Below are 17,019 nucleotides of genomic sequence, written 5' to 3'. Positions count from 1 at the left end.
TGTCCTTTTCAGATAAGTTTAGGTTTCAAGTACGGCTTCAAGTGCTGAGGTCGATCACGAGATCCCGGAGGGGAGCCGCCGCCATGTCCGCCGCCACCGAGGAGCGTTCCGCCCCCGAGCGCATGCCCGCGCTCTACCTCTCGCACGGAGCCCCGCCGCTGGCCGACGACCCCATCTGGCCCGGCGAACTCGCCGCCTGGTCGGCCGGCCTGCCCCGCCCCAAGGCGATCCTCATGGTCTCCGCCCACTGGGAAGAGGCCCCACTGGCCCTCGGCGCGGTCGAGACCATCCCGCTCGTCTACGACTTCTGGGGCTTCCCCGAGCACTACTACCAAGTCCGTTACGAGGCTCCCGGCGCCCCCGAACTCGCCGAGTCCGTACGCAAGTTGCTGCGTGCCCCCGGCACCCCGGTACAGGACATCCCCGACCGCGGCCTCGACCACGGGGCGTACGTCCCGCTCGTCGAGATGTTCCCGGCCGCCGACATCCCCGTACTCCAGATCTCGATGCCCACGCTCGACCCGGTCCGCCTCATGGACATCGGCCGCAAGCTGGCACCGCTGCGCGACGAGGGCGTCCTGATCGTCGGCTCCGGCTTCTTCACGCACAACCTCGCGGCCCTGCGGCACACGGGCGGCGGCGTGCCCTCCTGGTCGAGCGAGTTCGACGACTGGGGACGCGCCGCCCTGGAAGCCGGTGACATCGACGGACTGCTCGACTTCGAGCGCAAGTCCCCGGCGGGCCGCCTCGCCCACCCCCGCACCGAACACTTCGCCCCGCTCTTCGTGACCATGGGCGCGGCGGACGCGGCCGGCGAACTGAAGAACCAGAAGTCCGTCATCGAGGGCTTCTGGGTGGGCATGGCCAAGCGGTCGGTGCAGTTCGGCTGAGCATGGCCAAGCAGTCGGTGCAGTCCGGCTGAAGGGTGTTCCCGTACGAGCGGAGCCCCTAGAGTTCTTTCTCGTACCAGGCCACGTCCCAGTACCGTCCGAACTTCCGCCCGACCTCGCGATACGTGCCGACGTAGCGGAAACCGAAGCGCTCGTGGAGTCGTACGGAGGCCTCGTTCGGCAGGGCGATCCCCGCGTATGCCCGGTGCAGGTCCTCGTGAGCCAGATCCTCGAACAGGGACTTGTAGAGCAGCGTGCCGATGCCGCGCCCGCCCGCATCCGGGGCGAGGTAGACGGTGACCTCGACGGAGGTGCCGTAGGCGGGCTTGGCTCGGTAAAGGCTGGATGTGGCGTAACCCAGAATCTCCTGTGAGTCCACGTCCACGGCAACCTTCAGGCGGTGCGGACCGTCTTCAGGGTGGGAGAGCAGCCAAGGGCGGCGTTCTTCCGGAGTGAAGACCGCGGTATCGAAAGTGATAGGCGTCTCGCGTACGTAGTGGTTGTAGAGGTCGGTGAGAGCGACGAGGTCATCCTCGACTCCCGGTCTGACCAGCACCTCTGTACGTTTCGACGACATCTGGCCTCCCTTTGTGGCGGCACAGGGTACTGCAAGATCAGAAAAATTGAGGGGCAGGTTGGGAATTCTGTCCGGATTCCAGTCGTTGAATCCATCGGATGCAGGGCACCCGGAAGGGTGGCCGAACCCCCACAGATGACCCGCAAGCCCACCACGCAAGGGAGCACGCATGGCAACCCGTGCCGTCGCCCGTCACAAGTCCGCCTCTGGCGAGACCGACGCGGTACGCAGCGTTCGCGCGGGCGAGATCGCCGACCGGGACCTGGTCGGCATGTACCTCGACGAGATAGCGCGTACACCGCTGCTCGACGCCGCCAAGGAAGTCGAGCTGTCCCAGATCATCGAGGCGGGTGTGTTCGCCCAGCAGATCCTCGACGGTGAGGTGACCGACGCCAAGGCCGACGCCTCCCGTGAGGAACTGGAAGCGCTGGTGGCCGACGCCGAGCGGGCCAAGGACATCTTCATCCGCTCCAACCTGCGCCTGGTCGTCGCGGTCGCCCGCCGCTACCCCCGTAGCGGGCTTCCGCTCCTCGACCTGATCCAGGAGGGGAACGCGGGCCTGGTGCGCGCGGTCGAGAAGTTCGACTACCGCAAGGGCTTCAAGTTCTCGACGTACGCGACCTGGTGGATCCGTCAGGCCATCACGCGCTCGATAGCCGACCAGTCGCGCACCATCCGGCTCCCCGTCCACCTGGTGGAGGAGCTGGGCCGGATCCGCCGAGTGCAGCGCGAGTTCAACCGCGAGCACGGGCGGGAGCCGGAGCCCGCGGAGATCGCCAAGGAGTTGGGCTCGAACCCGGAGCGCGTCATCGACGTCCTGGACTGGGCCCGTGACCCGGTCTCGCTGAACATGTCGGTGGACGACGAGGGCGACACGCAGTTCGGCGACCTGCTCGAGGACACCTCGGCGGTCTCGCCTGAGCAGTCCGTACTCACCCTGCTGCGCAGCGAGGAGCTCGACGACCTGATCGGACGGCTCGACCAGCGCACGGCCTCGATCATCAAGATGCGGTACGGCATCGAGGACGGTCGCGAGCGCACGCTCACCGAGGTCGGCAAGGAGCACGGCCTCACCCGCGAGCGCATCCGCCAGATAGAGAAGCACGCACTGCTGGAGCTGAAGAAGCTGGCCCGCCAGACCGGCTTCGACGCGGCGGCGTAACGCTCGGCCACCGCCTCGCGATGAGTCGCACACCACACGCTTCAGACCCGCATCAACCGCTCGAGCCCGGGCACAAGCCCCGAGGGCTCCCAGAACCAAGTCCCGACGCTATCCCCCCCGGCGCCGGGACTTCCCCAGAGCCGAGCCTCCGGCGCCTCTCCCCCTGGCGCCGGGGCTCGGCTCCATCTTTGTAGCGGGATGGGGATAGAAGAAGGGCCACCCCGGACCTGAACCCCGGGGTGACCCTGTGGACACATTGTGTCACGGGGGCAGGTCCTGCGGCCCCTACAGGCTGAGGGGGACCTGTGAAGTAAGGGGAGGATGGCGCCCCTTTTAGGGGCGCGGGGCTGTATCAATTTGCGGCTCCGCCGCGTGGGCGCGACAAGCCACAACGAACCCGCAGGTTCGAACCGGCCCCCTCGGCGGAGCCGTCAGCCCGGGCCCGCCGCCCGAGAAAGGCGCCCCCCCAAGTCCCGTACACACTGCACAAGTTCCACAGGTGCATGCACCGTGAACTCGCAGTCCACCATCGCCAACCGCACCGCCATCCACTCCACCGAGTCCCCCACGGTGGCCCGGAGCCGGCAGCTCTGGTCGTCGATTGGCTCGGGCGCACCGAGCCATTTGGGCAGGCGGGCCGCGATGGAGTCCGCGGGTGCCGCGAACGTCACGTCCAGCTCGTACGTCTGCTGCCATGCGTACATCGACTGCCGCAGATACTCGGCCGCATCCCCCGTCGGCAGCTCGCGCGGCGCGAAGCGGGCGCCCGTCGCGAAGGGGTCGGAGACCCGGTCGACGCGGAACGTACGCCAGTCCTCGCGGTCGAGGTCGTACGCGACGAGGTACCAGCGGCGGCCGGTCGACACCAGACGGTACGGCTCGGTCAGGCGCTTCGAGGGCGTGCCGTCCCCCGAGCGGTAGGCGAACCGCAGTCGCTCATGGCCCGCGACCGTCGAGGCCATCACGGTCAGCGTCTCGGGCGCGATGCTCGCCCCGTCCCCGCTGGTCAGGGGAGTGGTCGCGGCCTGAAGCGTGGAGACACGGTGGCGCAGCCGGCCCGGCAGGACCTGCTCCAGCTTGGCGAGCGCCCGTACGGAGGCCTCGTCGACGCCCTCGAGGGCGTGCCCGGCACCGGCCCGCAGCCCGACCGCGATCGCCACCGCCTCCTCGTCGTCGAGCACGAGCGGCGGCATGGCCTTCCCGGCGACCAGCCGGTATCCGCCGTCCGCGCCCATCGTCGCCTGCACGGGATATCCCAGTTCCCGCAGCCGGTCCACATCCCGCCGTACGGTCCGCCGTGACACCCCGAGGCGGTCGGCGAGCTCGCCGCCGGGCCACTCGCGCGGGGTCTGGAGGAGGGAGAGGAGCGTGAGAAGCCGGGCCGGAGTGTCGGTGGTCATGGGGTGTCTCCCTCTCAGCGTTTCCGTTTTCTTGGCTACTTCGAGGATGCCCGACCAGTAGGACACGATCTGACCTACTAGACCTCTAACTTCGAAGCATGACTTCCACCGAGACCCCTCTCAACAGTCCGGCCGACAAGGCCGACCGGCGGCGATGGATCGCCCTCGCCATCGTGATGACCGCGGCCTTCATGGATCTGGTCGACGTCACGATCGTCAACATCGCGATCCCCTCGATCCAGCGGGAGGCCGGTGCGTCGTACGGCCAGATCCAGTGGATCACGGCCGGATACGCGCTCGCCTTCGCCGCCGGTCTGATCACTGGAGGGCGGCTCGGCGACATCCACGGCGCCTCTTCCTCATCGGCATCGGCGGATTCACGCTCGCGTCCGCGCTGTGCGGCTTCGCGGTGAATCCCGACATGCTCGTCGCCTCCCGCATCCTCCAGGGCGGAATGGCCGCGCTGATGGTGCCGCAGGTGCTGTCGATCGTGCACGCCACCTTCCCGGCGCACGAACGCGGCAAGGTGTTCGGCCTGTTCGGCGCGGTCGTCGGACTCGGAGCGGTGTCCGGTCCGCTGCTGGGCGCGCTGCTGACCGAGTGGAACCTGTTCGGGCTCGAGTGGCGGCCGATCTTCCTCATCAACCTGCCGGTGGGCATCGCGGGCCTCATCCTCGGCCGCCGCTACATCACCGAGTCCAAGGCCCCGCACGCCCTAAAGCTGGACCTCGTCGGCGTCGCCCTCGTCACCCTCGGCCTGCTGATGCTGCTCTACCCGCTGATCCGCGGTCGTGAGCTGGGCTGGCCGATGTGGGGTTACGTCTCGATGGGCGGCGCGCTTGTCGTGTTCGCGGCGCTGGTGGCGTACGAGAAGAGGAAGACCGTGCGGGACGGTTCGCCGCTGATCGAGCTCTCCCTGTTCAAGGTGAAGAGCTTCGCGGCGGGCATCGCGGTGCAGACGGTCTTCGGGATCGCGCTGGGCATCTTCTTCCTGGTGTGGACGTTCTACATGCAGACCGGCCTCGGCTGGGGCGAGTTGAAGGCCGGACTGACGGGCGTCCCCTTCTCGATCGCGGTGTCGTTGGCGGCCGGGCTGTCGGTGCAGAAGCTGACGCCGCGGTTCGGGCGGAAGGTGCTCCAGGCGGGCGCGCTGATCATGGCCCTCGGTGTCGTGATCTACATCTGGGAGTCCGAGCGGTACGGCCTGACCATCGCCCCGTGGCAGATGGCGCTTCCCCTGGTGGTCATGGGCGTGGGCATGGGCCTGATCGTGGCCCCGCTGACGGACGCGATCCTCTCCGAGGTGCCCCGCGAGCACTCGGGTTCGGCGTCCGGCCTGATCAGTACGGTCCAGCAGATGGGCAACGCGCTCGGGCTCGGCCTGGTGTCCGTGGTCTTCTTCGGCACGATGTCCGACCACCTGCCGCGGGCCGAGGTGGGCGCGGCCTTCGTCGACGCCTTCCAGAACGCGCTGATCTGGGTCGCCGCGGTGATGACGGCCATCTTCCTGCTGATGTTCGCCCTGCCGAAGCGCCCGGCCCAGCACGTGGAGGGCGCCGAGCCGACGCCCGCCGTCGCCACGGACAAGGAGCCCGAACTCGTGGGCTGAGGCGATCAGTTCACGCCGACGTGGCTCAGTCACAGGCCCGGTCCCACTTGGGACCGGGCCTGACGGCTGTCCCGTGACCGGTGCTACGCGACCCACGCCCTTGCCTTGCTGGCTCCTTCCGGACGATGTCCGTTCGTGCCCACTTTTACTTCCGCACCCGTTTACATGGCTGAAATCCGGGCGTACTCTACGAGTGAAACCACACGTTCGGGCATGAGCGGAGGCGAACGGACATGTACGCACCGGAGCGGCAGCAGGAGATTCTCCGGCTGGCGCGTGACGGTGGCCGCGTGGACGTGGTGTCGTTGGCCGAGGAGTTCCAGGTCACGGCCGAGACGATCCGGCGGGACCTGAAGGCGCTGGACCGCGCGGGGCTCGTTCGCCGGGTTCATGGCGGTGCCATCCCGGCCGGCCGGCTCGACTTCGAGCCCGACCTCGCCGAGCGCGAGACCACCGCGGCCGACGAGAAGGACCGCATCGCGAAGGCCGCGCTCGCCGAACTGCCCAGCAACGGCACGATGATTCTCGACGCGGGCACGACGATCGCCCGGCTCGCCGGGTCCCTCCCGCTGGAGACCACGCTCACCGTCGTGACGCACAGCCTCCCCATCGCGGCCCGCCTGGCCGACCACCCGGGCATCCAGCTCCACCTCGTCGGGGGGCGCGTGCGGCACCGTACGCGCGCCGCCGTCGACGCCTGGGCGCTGCGGGCGTACGGCGAGATCCGCGCCGATGTCGTCTTCCTGGCCACGAACGGCTTCTCCCTCGACTACGGACTGACCACGCCCGACCTCGCCGAGGCCGCCGTGAAGCGCGCTGCGGCAGCCGCCGCACGCCGGGTGGTGCTGCTCGCCGACTCCGCCAAGCACGGCCAGGAGCACTTCGCGCGCTTCGGTGCCATGGCCGATGTGGACGTTCTGATCACCGACAGCGGGCTGAGCCCTGAAGACGCCACCGCCCTCAAGCGCGGCGGCACGGAAGTGGTGCGTGCATGATCCTCACCGTCACCCCCAATCCCTCGCTCGACCGGACCTACGAGATTCCCTCGCTCGACCGCGGCGAGGTCATCCGGGCCACCGGCGAACGCATGGACCCGGGCGGCAAGGGCGTCAACGTCTCGCGGGCGGTCACCGCGGCCGGCCGACGCACCGTCGCCGTACTGCCGCTGGGCGGCGCCCCCGGCTCACTCGTCGCGGACCTGCTTCACGCGCAGGGCATAGAGGTCGCGCCGGTCCCGGTCGCCGGGCCGACGCGCTCCAACATCTCCCTCGCCGAGGCCGACGGAGTACTGACGAAGATCAACGCACCCGGACCCGAACTCACCTCCGCCGAAGAGGAGTTGCTCCTGGAGACGGTACGGGCCCAGTCCCGCGACGCCTCCTGGATCGCCTGCTGCGGCAGCCTGCCGCGAGGCCTCGCCCCCTCCTGGTACGCCGCACTGGTTGCCCGGGCGCACGCCGCCGGCACCCGGATCGCCCTGGACACGTCGGGACCGGCCCTCCTCGCGGCCCTGCGCGAGCGACCCGACGTCGTCAAGCCGAACGCCGAGGAACTGTCGGAAGCGGTCGGCCGCCCCCTCGCCACCATCGGCGACGCGGTCAAGGCCGCCGAGGACCTGCGGGAACGGGGCGCCGGTGCGGTGCTGGCCAGCCTCGGCGCGGACGGGCAGCTGCTCGTCGAGGCCTCGGGCGTGTGGTTCGGCAGCGCGCGAGTCGACACGGTCCGCAGCAATGTGGGCGCGGGTGACTCCTCGCTCGCCGGTTTCCTGATCGCCGGCGGCAGCGGTCCCGACGCCCTCGCCTCCGCCGTCGCCCACGGCGCCGCGGCCGTCCAGCTCCCCGGCAGCGTCATGCCGGGCCCGGCGGACCTCGACCCGGACGCCGTGACCGTCACCTCGACGGTTCCGGTCGACCGCGTACTCACGGAGCCGGTCTCATGAACTTCCTTACCGCTACCGCTAGTTCGGCCTCCGCAGCCCGTACGTCTCGTATGCCTCGTACGGCCCCTGGATCGGCCCTGAAGCGGTGGGGCCTGCCCCTCCCCGCCGCAGCCACGGGGAGGCGGGGCTTCCCCGGCCCCGCCTCCGCCTTCCCCGCTGACCTCGACGTATGTGACACTTCCGGCAATTCGGTCACGGTCGAGCGCGACACATCTGAATGCAGCCGGTCTGAATGCAGCCTGTCTGAACGCACCGGGTCTGAACGCAGCCGGTCTGAAGGCAGCACCCCCGTCCCCGCCCATGACATCCCCCGGGCGATACGCGTGCGAAGGAGCCCGCGATGAGCGAGATGATCACCGCGGACCTGGTCGACCTCGACCTGTCCGCCGATACGAAAGAAGCGGCGGCGCGCGCCCTCGCCGAGCGCATGGTGGCCAAGGGCCGGGTGACCGACCTGGAGGGCTTCCTCGCCGACGTGGCCGCCCGCGAGGCACAGATGCCGACCGGCCTCGACGGCGGCATCGGCATCCCGCACTGCCGAAGCGAACACGTCACCGAGCCGACGCTGGGCTTCGGCCGCAGCGCCGCCGGGATCGACTTCGGCGCTCCGGACGGGCCCGCCGACCTGATCTTCCTGATCGCCGCCCCGGCCGGTGCCGACGACGACCACCTCACGATCCTGTCGTCGCTGGCCAGGCAGCTGATGAACACCGAGTTCACCTCCGCGCTACGGGCGGTGGACGACCCGGAGGGCGCCGCCGCCCTGATCCGCGGGAACGAGCCCGCGGTGACCGCGCAGGTCGCCACCACGGTGGGCACCACCGAAGACTCCGCAGACACCACAGACTCCGCGGCGGCCCCGGCAGGAGCGGCCTCCGCCGAGGCCGCCGCGGACACCTCGGCCACGGGGACGACGACCGCCGGTGACGGCCCGGCCCCGGCGCCGGGCGCGGAGGCTTCCGCAGTCGGCGTGGCGGCCGAGGCGCCGAGCACCGACGGCACCGACTCCGCCCAGTCCGGCGGCGGCCGGCCGTTCCGCATCGTCGCCGTCACCTCCTGCCCCACCGGCATCGCGCATACGTACATGGCTGCCGAGGCGCTGGAGAACGCGGGCCGCGACAACCCCGACGTCGAGGTCGTCGTCGAGCCGCAGGGCTCGGCGGGCTTCAACCGGCTCGACCCGGCCGTCATCGCCGCCGCGGACGGCGTGATCTTCGCCCACGATGTGCCCGTACGGGAGAAGGACCGCTTCGCCGGGAAGCCGACCGTGGACGTCGGCGTGAAGGCGGGCATCAACCGGCCCGCCGAACTGATCACCGAGGTCCGGGCCAAGGCCGAACGCGGCGAGGCCACCGCGGCCGCCAAGCCCGGCGGTACGCCGGTCGAGCGGACCGGAGAGCCCGGCGAGGGCTACGGCACCAAGCTCCGCAAGTGGCTGATGACCGGCGTCAGTTACATGGTCCCGTTCGTCGCCGCGGGCGGTCTGCTCATCGCCCTCGGCTTCGCGATCGGCGGCTACCAGATCAACGAGGCCAAGCCGGTCACCGAGGTCTTCAACTGGGGCCAGGTCGACAGCTGGGGCGCGCTGCTGTTCCAGATCGGCGGCGTCGCCTTCAACTTCCTGATCCCCGTCCTCGCCGGATACATCGCGTATGGCATGGCGGACCGGCCCGGTCTCGTCCCCGGCTTCGTCGGCGGCATGATCGCCTTCAACATCAACGCCGGCTTCCTCGGCGGCCTGGCCGCCGGTCTGCTGGCCGGTGCGGTCGTCCTCGGGATCCAGAGGATCAAGATCCCTCCAGTGCTGCGCGGCATCATGCCAGTGGTCGTGATCCCGCTGATCTCCTCGATCATTGTCGGCTTCCTGATGTTCGTGGTGATCGGCAAGCCGATCGCCGAGGCCCAGGAGGCCATGACCGACTGGCTCTCCGGCCTCTCCGGCACCAACGCCGTCCTGCTCGGCGTCCTGCTCGGCCTGATGATGTGCTTCGACCTCGGTGGCCCGGTCAACAAGGTCGCGTACGCCTTCGCCGCGGGCGGTATCGCCGTCCAGGACCCGAGCAGCTCCGCGATGAAGATCATGGCGGCGGTCATGGCGGCCGGCATGGTGCCCCCGCTCGGGATGGCCCTGGCCACCACGGTTCGCAAGAAGCTGTTCACCACGGCCGAACGCGAGAACGGCAAGGCCGCGTGGGTGCTGGGCGCCTCGTTCATCTCCGAGGGCGCCATCCCGTTCGCCGCCGCCGACCCGCTGCGGGTCATCCCCGCCTCCATGGCGGGCGGCGCTGTCACCGGCGCGCTGACCATGGCCTTCGGCTCGACCCTCCGCGCGCCGCACGGCGGCATCTGGGTCACGTTCCTGATCGGCAAGCCGTTCCTGTACCTGCTGGCCATCGCGGCCGGCACGGCAGTGACGGCAGGTCTGGTGATCGCCCTGAAGGGCATGCGCAAGGCAAAGCCGGACGGCGAGGCGGACGCCTCCGGCGTCTCGGCAGCGAAGGCTAAGGAGCCGGTGGCTGCCTGAGCTCCACTCCAAGAGACGGGCTGTGGCCCGGGACTTTCGTCCCGGGCCACAGCCCGTCTGACGCATGTCGGCTGCGGGTGCGTGGTGGCTGGTCGCGCAGTTCCCCGCGGGGTGCCTCCGGCGGTTGGGCGGGTGCGGGTGCGTTGTGGTTGCTCGCGCAGTTCCCCGCGCCCCTAGGTGGTTGGTGGGTGCGGGCCGCGGTCCGGTGCGTCAGCCCGTCGCCAACGGGGCATACGACCCCTTGCTGATACAGGGCGCAGGTATGCCCAGACCGAAGCTAAGCGACGGGCATAGGACGCACCGGCCCACGTCCCCTTCCACCGGAGCGAGGGTGCCGGTTTCGTCGGGGTGCGGGCAGTCGCAGGCTTTTCAGGGGCGCGGGGAACTGCGCGACCAGCCACGACGGGCCCGCAGTCGCCCAACCGCCGGAGGCACCCCCCGGGTAGGCGCCCTGCTCAACCGGCGGAGCCAGTGGCACGCCTTTCCATGGCGTCCCGCGCAGCGTCCTCCGTCACATACACCTCGCACATGTGCCGCCCATCCGGCGTCGCCGTGTGCTCGACCTCCCAGAGGGACAGCTCACGCCCGTCCAGCAACAGAAACGCATGCTCGTAGAGCGAGAAGCCCACGCCCCGCCCACCGTAAGGGCGGCCAAACGCCTGCGTGATCTCGTGCGCGAACGCCATCCGCAGCAGCTCGGCCATGTCCTCGCCGGGCCGATCCGCGTTCTCGGCGCGGCGCAGCAACCGGCGCCCGTGGTCCGCCGAGTCGTCGAGCACGTACACATGCCGAGGCTCGGGAACCGGCGCCAGCAGGGCCAGAGTCGGCATCTCGAACTCCGGCTCATCCGGCGGCAGCGGCAAGCGTGCGGTCGCCGTCCGCAGCTCCTCCCGGTCCTCGTACACCTCGTGCTCCACATGGCTGCCGGGCCCGGTGTTGTGGACCAGCTCCCACAGCGTGAGCGCCGAACCGTCGGCGAGCAGCCACGTGTGCCGGTACGTCTCGCGGTGCAGTCCGGCACTGTGGTGCGCGGAGTGCAGCGAACTGTCGTGCGCCAGCGCGCAGTCGAGCAGCCCTATCGTCTCGTCGGAGAGCTCGAAGGAGTTCAGGGCGCGGCCGAGGAGTCGCGCGAGATGCTCCTCAGGAGACTCGGGCGACTCGGGTGGCTCGTACGCTGCCGTCTCGTACGGAACGCTCAAGGTTTCTCCCGGCGTTGCTGCATGTCACCTTGTGGGTGCATACCGTAGCCCCTCAGTCGGACATCATGTCCGGGAACCGAGAAAACGTACGCACAGAAAACGTGGAGCCCGCGTGAGGAGTTCCCGCACGCCCTGACACAGCCTCAATCCGCCCTGGTCAGAAGGGGGCATACGCCCCTTTCCCGTGCGCTCAGGCACGCACACCCCTCGCTCACGGCCGTCACCGCAACCCGCCATACAGCTCCCCGTACGCCGGCCACACCCCACCCGGCCCCTCCACCGACTCGGCGGCCCGTACCGCCCGCACTATCGCTCGCGTCACCAGATCCGCCCCGGCCGCGAGGATCCCGTTCAGCGCGAGGGGGTTCTCCTCCGCCAGCGGACGCGCACCTGTGGCGAGCGCGAACACCGTGTCCCCGTCGTTGAGCAGATGCACCGGCCGTACGGCGCGTGCGATGCCGTCGTGTGCCGTCCCCGCGAGCTTCTGTGCCTGCGCCTTCGACAACTCCACGTCGGTGCCGACCACCGCGAGCGTGGTGTTCAGCGGGGGAGCGCCGTTCTTCGCCGCGGTCTCGGCCAGCCGCACCCGCGCCGCCTCATGCACCTCCTCCGCCGGGTACGTCATACGTCCCTGAAACAGCTCCCCGTACAACGCCCCCGTCAACGGATCCACCGCCGACCCCGCCGCGTTGGCCACCACCAGCGCCGCCACCGTGACACCCGAGTCGAGCACCGCACTCGCGCTGCCGATCCCTCCCTTCATGCTCCCGACCGCCGCTCCCGTGCCGGCGCCCACACATCCCTCCTGGACCGGCGCACCGAACTCGCTCGCCGCTGCCGCCGCCACCGCCTCGCGTCCGGTCGCCGCATCGGGCCTGGACCGAAAGTTGCCGCCGCGCCCCAGGTCGAAGACACAGGCCGCCGGGACGACCGGCACCACATGCGCCGGGTCGGGCCCGACGCGCACCCCCCGCCCTCTCTCCTCCAGCCAGGCCATCACGCCCGCCGCCGAGTCCAGTCCGTATGCACTGCCGCCGGTCAGGACCAGTGCCTCGACCTTCCGCACCAGGTTGCGCGGATCGAGGGCATCGGTCTCCTTGGTGCCGGGGCCGCCGCCGCGGACGTCCACGGCAGCGACGGCACCGCCCTCCGGAGCCAGGACCACCGTCGTGCCGGTCAGCCAACCGCCGCCGGTCCGCGTGGCATGCCCCACGCGCAGCCCGGCTACATCTGTCAGAGCGCCAACTGTCATGCCACCCAGTCTCACCCCCAGGGCCGTACCCTGAACGAATGAGCAGCACCACAGTCCCCGAACCCCAGCCTGCGCCTTCCGAGGGCGTGGCCCCGGCCCTCCGGGACTCCCGCAAGCCCGCGCTGGTCTTCGATGACCCATTGAGTCGGCAGTCCGAGGACGACACGGACCGCGGGTGGGGCGAGCGGCCCAGCGGTGACAGCGCCGGAGATCTGGCCCGCTTCCTGGACGAGAAGCCGCCCCACCACCTCTGAGCCCACCACTTCTGAGCCCACCACCTTTGAGCCTGGTCGGCCCGACGAGCAGCAGTCGCTATCGCTCGGTATGCCCGGACCCGCGCTGTGCCACCAGGGCGTCGCGGATCTCCTTGAGGACCTCCAGCTCGGTCACCTCGATGACCTCGTGGGTGCTCTCCTTCTCCTTCTGGCGGGCCGCCTGCCGGGCCAGATACTTGGCCATCGGCAGCACCATCAGGAAGTAGACGACGGCGGCGGTGATCACGAACGAGAGCGTCGCGCCGAGCACCGAGCCCCACATGATCCGGACGCCCTCCGCGGTGGCGCCAGTGCCTCTGCAGGGTTCCTTGATGCAGGAGCTGTAGTTGTCCAGGTTCTTTGTGCCGATCGCCCCCACCAGGGGGTTGATGATCCCCTGCACCACGGAGTTGACGATGTTGGTGAAGGCCGCGCCGATGACCACCGCTACTGCCAGATCGACGACGTTCCCGCGCATCAGGAAGGTCTTGAAGCCCTCCCAGAGGCTCGGATCCTTCTTGTTCTCGCTCACCAGGGAGCCCCTCTTCAGCCGTACGAGTTGTGGAACAAACAGCTCCGCAACCTACGGCAGGGCGTGGCATGCCCGCCCAATGCCCCAGACAAAACGAGGGACTTGACAGCCAGCCGGTGATCCTCTTGAACAGACTCAGCACAGGGTCACCGCCAATCGCGAGGTCGCCCCCGCTCCGGCCAGCCGCACCGCCGTCTGCCGTGGCACGGACAGCACGACCAGCGCACCGCCCTCGGCCACACCGTCCAGGGCCTCCGGCACCTTCGTCACCCGCACCCCGCGCGCGACCACCCGGGCATCGCCGCCACCCGCCGCCGACTCCTCAGCCGCGACGACATCGACACGATCGCCCGGCCGCAACAGCCGTACCGTCGCGCCGTCGGCGATCCGCACCGGCGCCGTCACCATCTCGACGGCGCGCCGCTTCCGTACGGGATCGTCCGCCACTCTCGACTCCGCCGCGACAGGCGGTGTACCGGCGGAGGGGGCCCGCGCCCGGCCGGCGTCCCGCGGCCCCGCGGCAACCAGCGCGGCAGCGGTCACGGCGAGCCCCGCGGCCACGGCCCGCCTTTTGTGCCGTACGAGCCGCCGCAGTTGATACCGCCCGCCACGCACCCGCACGGGGGTGAAGTGCGGTACCTCGCAGGTACCGGGCGCGTCCGTGCCCAACGGGCGCGGAAAGGAAGGGAGTAGCGACACGGGAACCACCACCAGCGGTCGGGATTTCGGCTTGCGATGCCAGATTGCGGCCTCGCGCCGAATCCCGCTCGGGCCCGTGGACAACCGGCCGATTGTGGACAACTCGCTCACCCGAAGGGGAAGTTCCGCCCCCCCAACCGAGCCGGCCACGAAGCCATTGAGCCAGCCACGCCACCACCGAGCCGGCCAAGCTGCCATCGAGCCGACTGCGGAGCCAGCGAGCCGTCCACAGAGCCGACCCGGGCGCAGCCAGCCGCCCGGCCAAGCCCCCACGCCCGCCCTACGGCAGCTCGAACCCCGGATCCATCCCGCCCAGCGCCTTCGCGCACAGGCAATCCCGCGCCCCGTTCTCGGGCAGCCCCGCCACCGCGTCGAACAGCACACCCCGCAGCCGTTCCACATTCGCCGCGAACACCTGCAGCACCTCCTCGTGCGAGACGCCCTCGCCGGTCTCGGCCCCCGCGTCGAGGTCGGTGACCAGGGTCAACGACGTGTAGCAGAGCTCGAGTTCACGGGCGAGCGTCGCCTCGGGGTGCCCGGTCATGCCGACCACCGACCAGCCCTGCGCCTGGTGCCACAACGATTCGGCACGGGTGGAGAACCTCGGCCCCTCGACCACCACGAGCGTCCCGCCGTCCACCGGCTCCCAGTCCTGGCCGCGGGCCGCCTCCAGCGCGGCCTCGCGCCCGACGGGGCAGTACGGGTCGGCCAGGGACACATGCACCACGTTCGGCACCTGGCCGCCGGGCAACGGCATCCCGTCGAAGTACGTCTGCTCCCGGGACTTCGTACGGTCCACCAGCTGGTCCGGTACGAGCAGCGTGCCTGGCCCGTACTCCGGACGCAGCCCGCCGACCGCGCAGGGCCCGAGCACCTGACGCGCCCCGACGGAGCGCAGCGCCCACAGGTTCGCGCGGTAGTTGATGCGGTGCGGCGGCAGATGGTGGGCGCGGCCGTGGCGGGGGAGGAAGGCGACCCGCCGCCCGGCGATCTCGCTCAGGAAGAGGGAGTCGCTGGGCGCCCCGTAGGGCGTGGCCACCTGTATCTCGGTCACGTCGTCGAGGAAGGAGTAGAAGCCCGAGCCGCCAATGACGCCGATCTCGGCGTTCTCCGTGTTCGCCATGACCGCACCCTAACCGGGCCCGGAAACGCCGCGGACCCCGCCGTCGTACGACGACAGGGTCTCGTAAGAAAGCCTTACGCGGCCGAGCTGCTGCTCGAGGAGGTGCCGGTGCCGGACGACGACGAGTCCGAGGAGGACGAGGTCGTGGAGGACGACGAGGTCGAGGCGGCGGCAGTCGACGAGGAGGACGACTTGGCAGTCGAGCTGCTCGAAGAGGAGCCACGGCTGTCGTTGCGGTAGAAGCCGGAGCCCTTGAAGACGATGCCGACCGCGGAGAACACCTTCTTCAGGCGGCCATCACAGTTGGGGCATTCGGTCAGGGCGTCCTCGGTGAACTTCTGCACCACCTCGAGGCCCTCGCCGCACGCGGTGCACTGGTACTGGTAGGTCGGCACTTTGTCTTCCTCCTGGCACTCTCACTCGATGAGTGCTAACGACCATCAATAGTGACCTATTCCTCGCGTTCAGTCCACTGCCAGCGGTACGCGGTGACCGACGCCACGTGCGACGGTCCGTCCGACCGGCCTGGGCGTGAGCCTCGAGCGCAAGGCCACGAGCGTCGCCAGAGCCAGCAGCGTTCCGACCGTCGGGACGAGGAAACCGGCGCCGTCCCAGAGGCGGTCCTCCAGTTGCCCGGCGACGGTGACGGCCGCCGCCTGTCCGAGCGCCACTGCGCCGGTCAGCCAGGTGAAGGCCTCTGTGCGGGCACCTGCCGGAACCAGGCCGTCGACCATGGTGTAGCCGGTGATCAGGGCGGGCGCCACGCACATGCCGACCAGGAAGCCGACCCCGGCGAGGGCGACCACGGAGTGCGCGGTCAGCAGACCGGTGGCGGTGAGGGCCAGTGCCGCGTACCCGATGACCAGACGCCGGCGAGGAGCCCTCTTCCAGGCGATGGCGCCGCAGACGGTCCCGGAGAGCATGTTGCCCGCGGCGAAGGTGCCGTACAGGACGCCGTTCAGGCCGGGCTCGCCGATCGACTCGGTGAACGCGGCGAGCGAGACCTGTAGACCGCCGAAGACGGAACCGATGCCCAGGAAGGCCACGATCAAGACGCGTACTCCAGGGACCGAGACAGCGGAAACGTGCTCCACGCGCGCGTGCCCGTCGAGACGTACAGCGGGCTGAGTGCTCTTCTGGGCCGCGAACAGCAGACCGCCGACCAGGGTCAGCGCGGCCTCCGTGAGCAGGCCCGCCGCCGGGTCCACGGTGGTGCACAGGGCGGTCGCGAGCAGCGGGCCGAGGACGAAGGTCAGCTCGTCGGTGACGGACTCGAAGGCCGCCGCGGTGGTCATCAGGGGCGAGCCTTGGAGCCTGACGCCCCAGCGGGCCCGCACCATGGGGCCGATCTGCGGCACGGAGGCGCCGGTGGGGACGGCCGCCGCGAACAGCGTCCACAGGGGAGCGTCCGCGAGCGCGAGCGCCGTCAGGGAGAGACCCGCCACGGTGTGGACGAGGATGCCGGGCACCAGGACGGTGCGCTGCCCGTGACGGTCGGCGAGACGACCGGTGAGGGGCGCGAACAGCGCCATGGAGACACCGGTCGCGGCGGCGACGGCGCCGGCAGCCCCGTACGAGCCGGTGGTGTGCTGCACGAGCAGCACGATGGAGAGGGTCAGCATCGCGAACGGCTGCCGTGCGGCGAAGCCGGGGAGCAGGAACGTCCAGGCGCCGCGGGTGCGCAGCAGTTGCCCGTATCCGGGGCGGGAGGTGACCGATGTCCTGGCGGACTCGGAGGTGACCGTGGATGCCACGGCCGTGCCTTTCTGCCGCCTGGTAGCGCGACCCCTTTATTGCTGGTTCGCCTCCGGGGCGCTCAAGTCGGTGATGAGGGCGCGACCGTGCTCAACCCTTCGGGC

Annotated in this window: 15 protein-coding genes and 1 pseudogene; 7 read left to right on the top strand and 9 right to left on the bottom strand. The window is 70.1% G+C overall.

Going from position 1 to position 17,019, the window contains the following annotated elements:
* Positions 1–83 precede the first annotated feature (83 nt).
* A complete protein-coding gene (locus ACQEVY_RS18605) occupies positions 84–890 on the top strand; it encodes a dioxygenase family protein (RefSeq protein ID WP_432949861.1) in 807 nt (268 codons plus the stop codon).
* Between the two features lie 58 nt (positions 891–948).
* On the opposite strand, the gene ACQEVY_RS18600 is transcribed toward ACQEVY_RS18605, so the two are convergent.
* Positions 949–1,467: an N-acetyltransferase family protein gene (locus tag ACQEVY_RS18600; protein WP_432949859.1), complete on the bottom strand. Its 519-nt coding sequence runs from the start codon at positions 1,465–1,467 to the stop codon at positions 949–951.
* Between the two features lie 169 nt (positions 1,468–1,636).
* Here ACQEVY_RS18600 and ACQEVY_RS18595 point away from each other — a divergent pair, with 169 nt between their 5' ends.
* A complete protein-coding gene (locus ACQEVY_RS18595) occupies positions 1,637–2,629 on the top strand; it encodes a sigma-70 family RNA polymerase sigma factor (RefSeq protein WP_432949857.1) in 993 nt (330 codons plus the stop codon).
* Positions 2,630–3,060: 431 nt separating this feature from the next.
* On the opposite strand, the gene ACQEVY_RS18590 is transcribed toward ACQEVY_RS18595, so the two are convergent.
* The gene (locus ACQEVY_RS18590; protein WP_432949855.1) at positions 3,061–4,029 is read right to left on the bottom strand and encodes a helix-turn-helix transcriptional regulator; all 969 of its coding nucleotides are present in this window, start codon (positions 4,027–4,029) and stop codon (positions 3,061–3,063) included.
* A gap of 98 nt (positions 4,030–4,127) precedes the next feature.
* On the opposite strand from ACQEVY_RS18590, the pseudogene ACQEVY_RS18585 reads away from it, so the two are divergent.
* The 4 genes and pseudogenes from ACQEVY_RS18585 to ACQEVY_RS18570 all read left to right on the top strand — a co-directional run bounded on the left by ACQEVY_RS18585 (position 4,128) and on the right by ACQEVY_RS18570 (position 10,101).
* Positions 4,128–5,638 (top strand): annotated as a pseudogene (locus ACQEVY_RS18585) (MFS transporter).
* Positions 5,639–5,871: 233 nt separating this feature from the next.
* Positions 5,872–6,633: a DeoR/GlpR family DNA-binding transcription regulator gene (locus tag ACQEVY_RS18580; RefSeq protein ID WP_432949853.1), complete on the top strand. Its 762-nt coding sequence runs from the start codon at positions 5,872–5,874 to the stop codon at positions 6,631–6,633.
* Positions 6,630–7,577, top strand: coding sequence for a 1-phosphofructokinase (gene pfkB, locus ACQEVY_RS18575; protein ID WP_432949851.1), 948 nt, complete (start codon positions 6,630–6,632; stop codon positions 7,575–7,577). The genes ACQEVY_RS18580 and pfkB overlap by 4 nt, the downstream gene beginning before the upstream one ends.
* Before the next feature lie 340 nt (positions 7,578–7,917).
* Positions 7,918–10,101: a PTS fructose transporter subunit IIABC gene (locus ACQEVY_RS18570; protein ID WP_432949849.1), complete on the top strand. Its 2,184-nt coding sequence runs from the start codon at positions 7,918–7,920 to the stop codon at positions 10,099–10,101.
* A 455-nt stretch (positions 10,102–10,556) separates the two neighbouring features.
* On the opposite strand, the gene ACQEVY_RS18565 is transcribed toward ACQEVY_RS18570, so the two are convergent.
* Both ACQEVY_RS18565 and ACQEVY_RS18560 read right to left on the bottom strand, forming a co-directional pair.
* On the bottom strand, positions 10,557–11,300 hold the full coding sequence (locus ACQEVY_RS18565) for a DUF6227 family protein (RefSeq protein WP_432949847.1): 744 nt from the start codon (positions 11,298–11,300) through the stop codon (positions 10,557–10,559).
* A 220-nt stretch (positions 11,301–11,520) separates the two neighbouring features.
* Positions 11,521–12,552 carry a P1 family peptidase gene (locus ACQEVY_RS18560; RefSeq protein ID WP_432949845.1) on the bottom strand — a complete coding sequence of 344 codons (1,032 nt, stop codon included), beginning with the start codon at positions 12,550–12,552 and terminating at the stop codon, positions 11,521–11,523.
* Between the two features lie 38 nt (positions 12,553–12,590).
* Here ACQEVY_RS18560 and ACQEVY_RS18555 point away from each other — a divergent pair, with 38 nt between their 5' ends.
* Positions 12,591–12,806 carry a hypothetical protein gene (locus ACQEVY_RS18555; protein WP_432949843.1) on the top strand — a complete coding sequence of 72 codons (216 nt, stop codon included), beginning with the start codon at positions 12,591–12,593 and terminating at the stop codon, positions 12,804–12,806.
* A 58-nt stretch (positions 12,807–12,864) separates the two neighbouring features.
* Here the strand turns inward: ACQEVY_RS18555 and mscL are convergent, their stop codons facing one another.
* From mscL to ACQEVY_RS18530, 5 genes are all read right to left on the bottom strand, one after another.
* Positions 12,865–13,338, bottom strand: a complete 474-nt coding sequence (gene mscL, locus ACQEVY_RS18550; protein ID WP_432949841.1) for a large conductance mechanosensitive channel protein MscL — start codon at positions 13,336–13,338, stop codon at positions 12,865–12,867.
* Between the two features lie 135 nt (positions 13,339–13,473).
* Positions 13,474–14,037, bottom strand: coding sequence for a hypothetical protein (locus tag ACQEVY_RS18545; RefSeq protein ID WP_432949839.1), 564 nt, complete (start codon positions 14,035–14,037; stop codon positions 13,474–13,476).
* 280 nt (positions 14,038–14,317) lie between these two features.
* Positions 14,318–15,160 carry an S-methyl-5'-thioadenosine phosphorylase gene (locus tag ACQEVY_RS18540; protein WP_432949837.1) on the bottom strand — a complete coding sequence of 281 codons (843 nt, stop codon included), beginning with the start codon at positions 15,158–15,160 and terminating at the stop codon, positions 14,318–14,320.
* A 74-nt stretch (positions 15,161–15,234) separates the two neighbouring features.
* The gene (locus ACQEVY_RS18535) at positions 15,235–15,555 is read right to left on the bottom strand and encodes an FmdB family zinc ribbon protein (protein ID WP_432949835.1); all 321 of its coding nucleotides are present in this window, start codon (positions 15,553–15,555) and stop codon (positions 15,235–15,237) included.
* A gap of 69 nt (positions 15,556–15,624) precedes the next feature.
* On the bottom strand, positions 15,625–16,914 hold the full coding sequence (locus tag ACQEVY_RS18530) for an MFS transporter (protein WP_432949833.1): 1,290 nt from the start codon (positions 16,912–16,914) through the stop codon (positions 15,625–15,627).
* Positions 16,915–17,019 lie beyond the last annotated feature (105 nt).

This window comes from Streptomyces sp. CA-288835, assembly GCF_050936385.1.
Classification (GTDB): Bacteria; Actinomycetota; Actinomycetes; order Streptomycetales; family Streptomycetaceae; genus Streptomyces.
Note: the sequence above shows the minus strand (reverse complement) of the source record. Positions and strands in the feature narration are given on the sequence as shown.

What these genes read in the sequence shown, in the direction of transcription:
- ACQEVY_RS18605 (WP_432949861.1), top strand. Translation starts at nt 84, where the DNA reads ATGTCCGCCGCCACCGAGGAGCGTTCCGCCCCCGAGCGCATGCCCGCG.
- ACQEVY_RS18600 (WP_432949859.1), bottom strand. Translation starts at nt 1,467, where the DNA reads ATGTCGTCGAAACGTACAGAGGTGCTGGTCAGACCGGGAGTCGAGGAT.
- ACQEVY_RS18595 (WP_432949857.1), top strand. Translation starts at nt 1,637, where the DNA reads ATGGCAACCCGTGCCGTCGCCCGTCACAAGTCCGCCTCTGGCGAGACC.
- ACQEVY_RS18590 (WP_432949855.1), bottom strand. Translation starts at nt 4,029, where the DNA reads ATGACCACCGACACTCCGGCCCGGCTTCTCACGCTCCTCTCCCTCCTC.
- ACQEVY_RS18580 (WP_432949853.1), top strand. Translation starts at nt 5,872, where the DNA reads ATGTACGCACCGGAGCGGCAGCAGGAGATTCTCCGGCTGGCGCGTGAC.
- pfkB (WP_432949851.1), top strand. Translation starts at nt 6,630, where the DNA reads ATGATCCTCACCGTCACCCCCAATCCCTCGCTCGACCGGACCTACGAG.
- ACQEVY_RS18570 (WP_432949849.1), top strand. Translation starts at nt 7,918, where the DNA reads ATGAGCGAGATGATCACCGCGGACCTGGTCGACCTCGACCTGTCCGCC.
- ACQEVY_RS18560 (WP_432949845.1), bottom strand. Translation starts at nt 12,552, where the DNA reads ATGACAGTTGGCGCTCTGACAGATGTAGCCGGGCTGCGCGTGGGGCAT.
- ACQEVY_RS18555 (WP_432949843.1), top strand. Translation starts at nt 12,591, where the DNA reads ATGAGCAGCACCACAGTCCCCGAACCCCAGCCTGCGCCTTCCGAGGGC.
- ACQEVY_RS18540 (WP_432949837.1), bottom strand. Translation starts at nt 15,160, where the DNA reads ATGGCGAACACGGAGAACGCCGAGATCGGCGTCATTGGCGGCTCGGGC.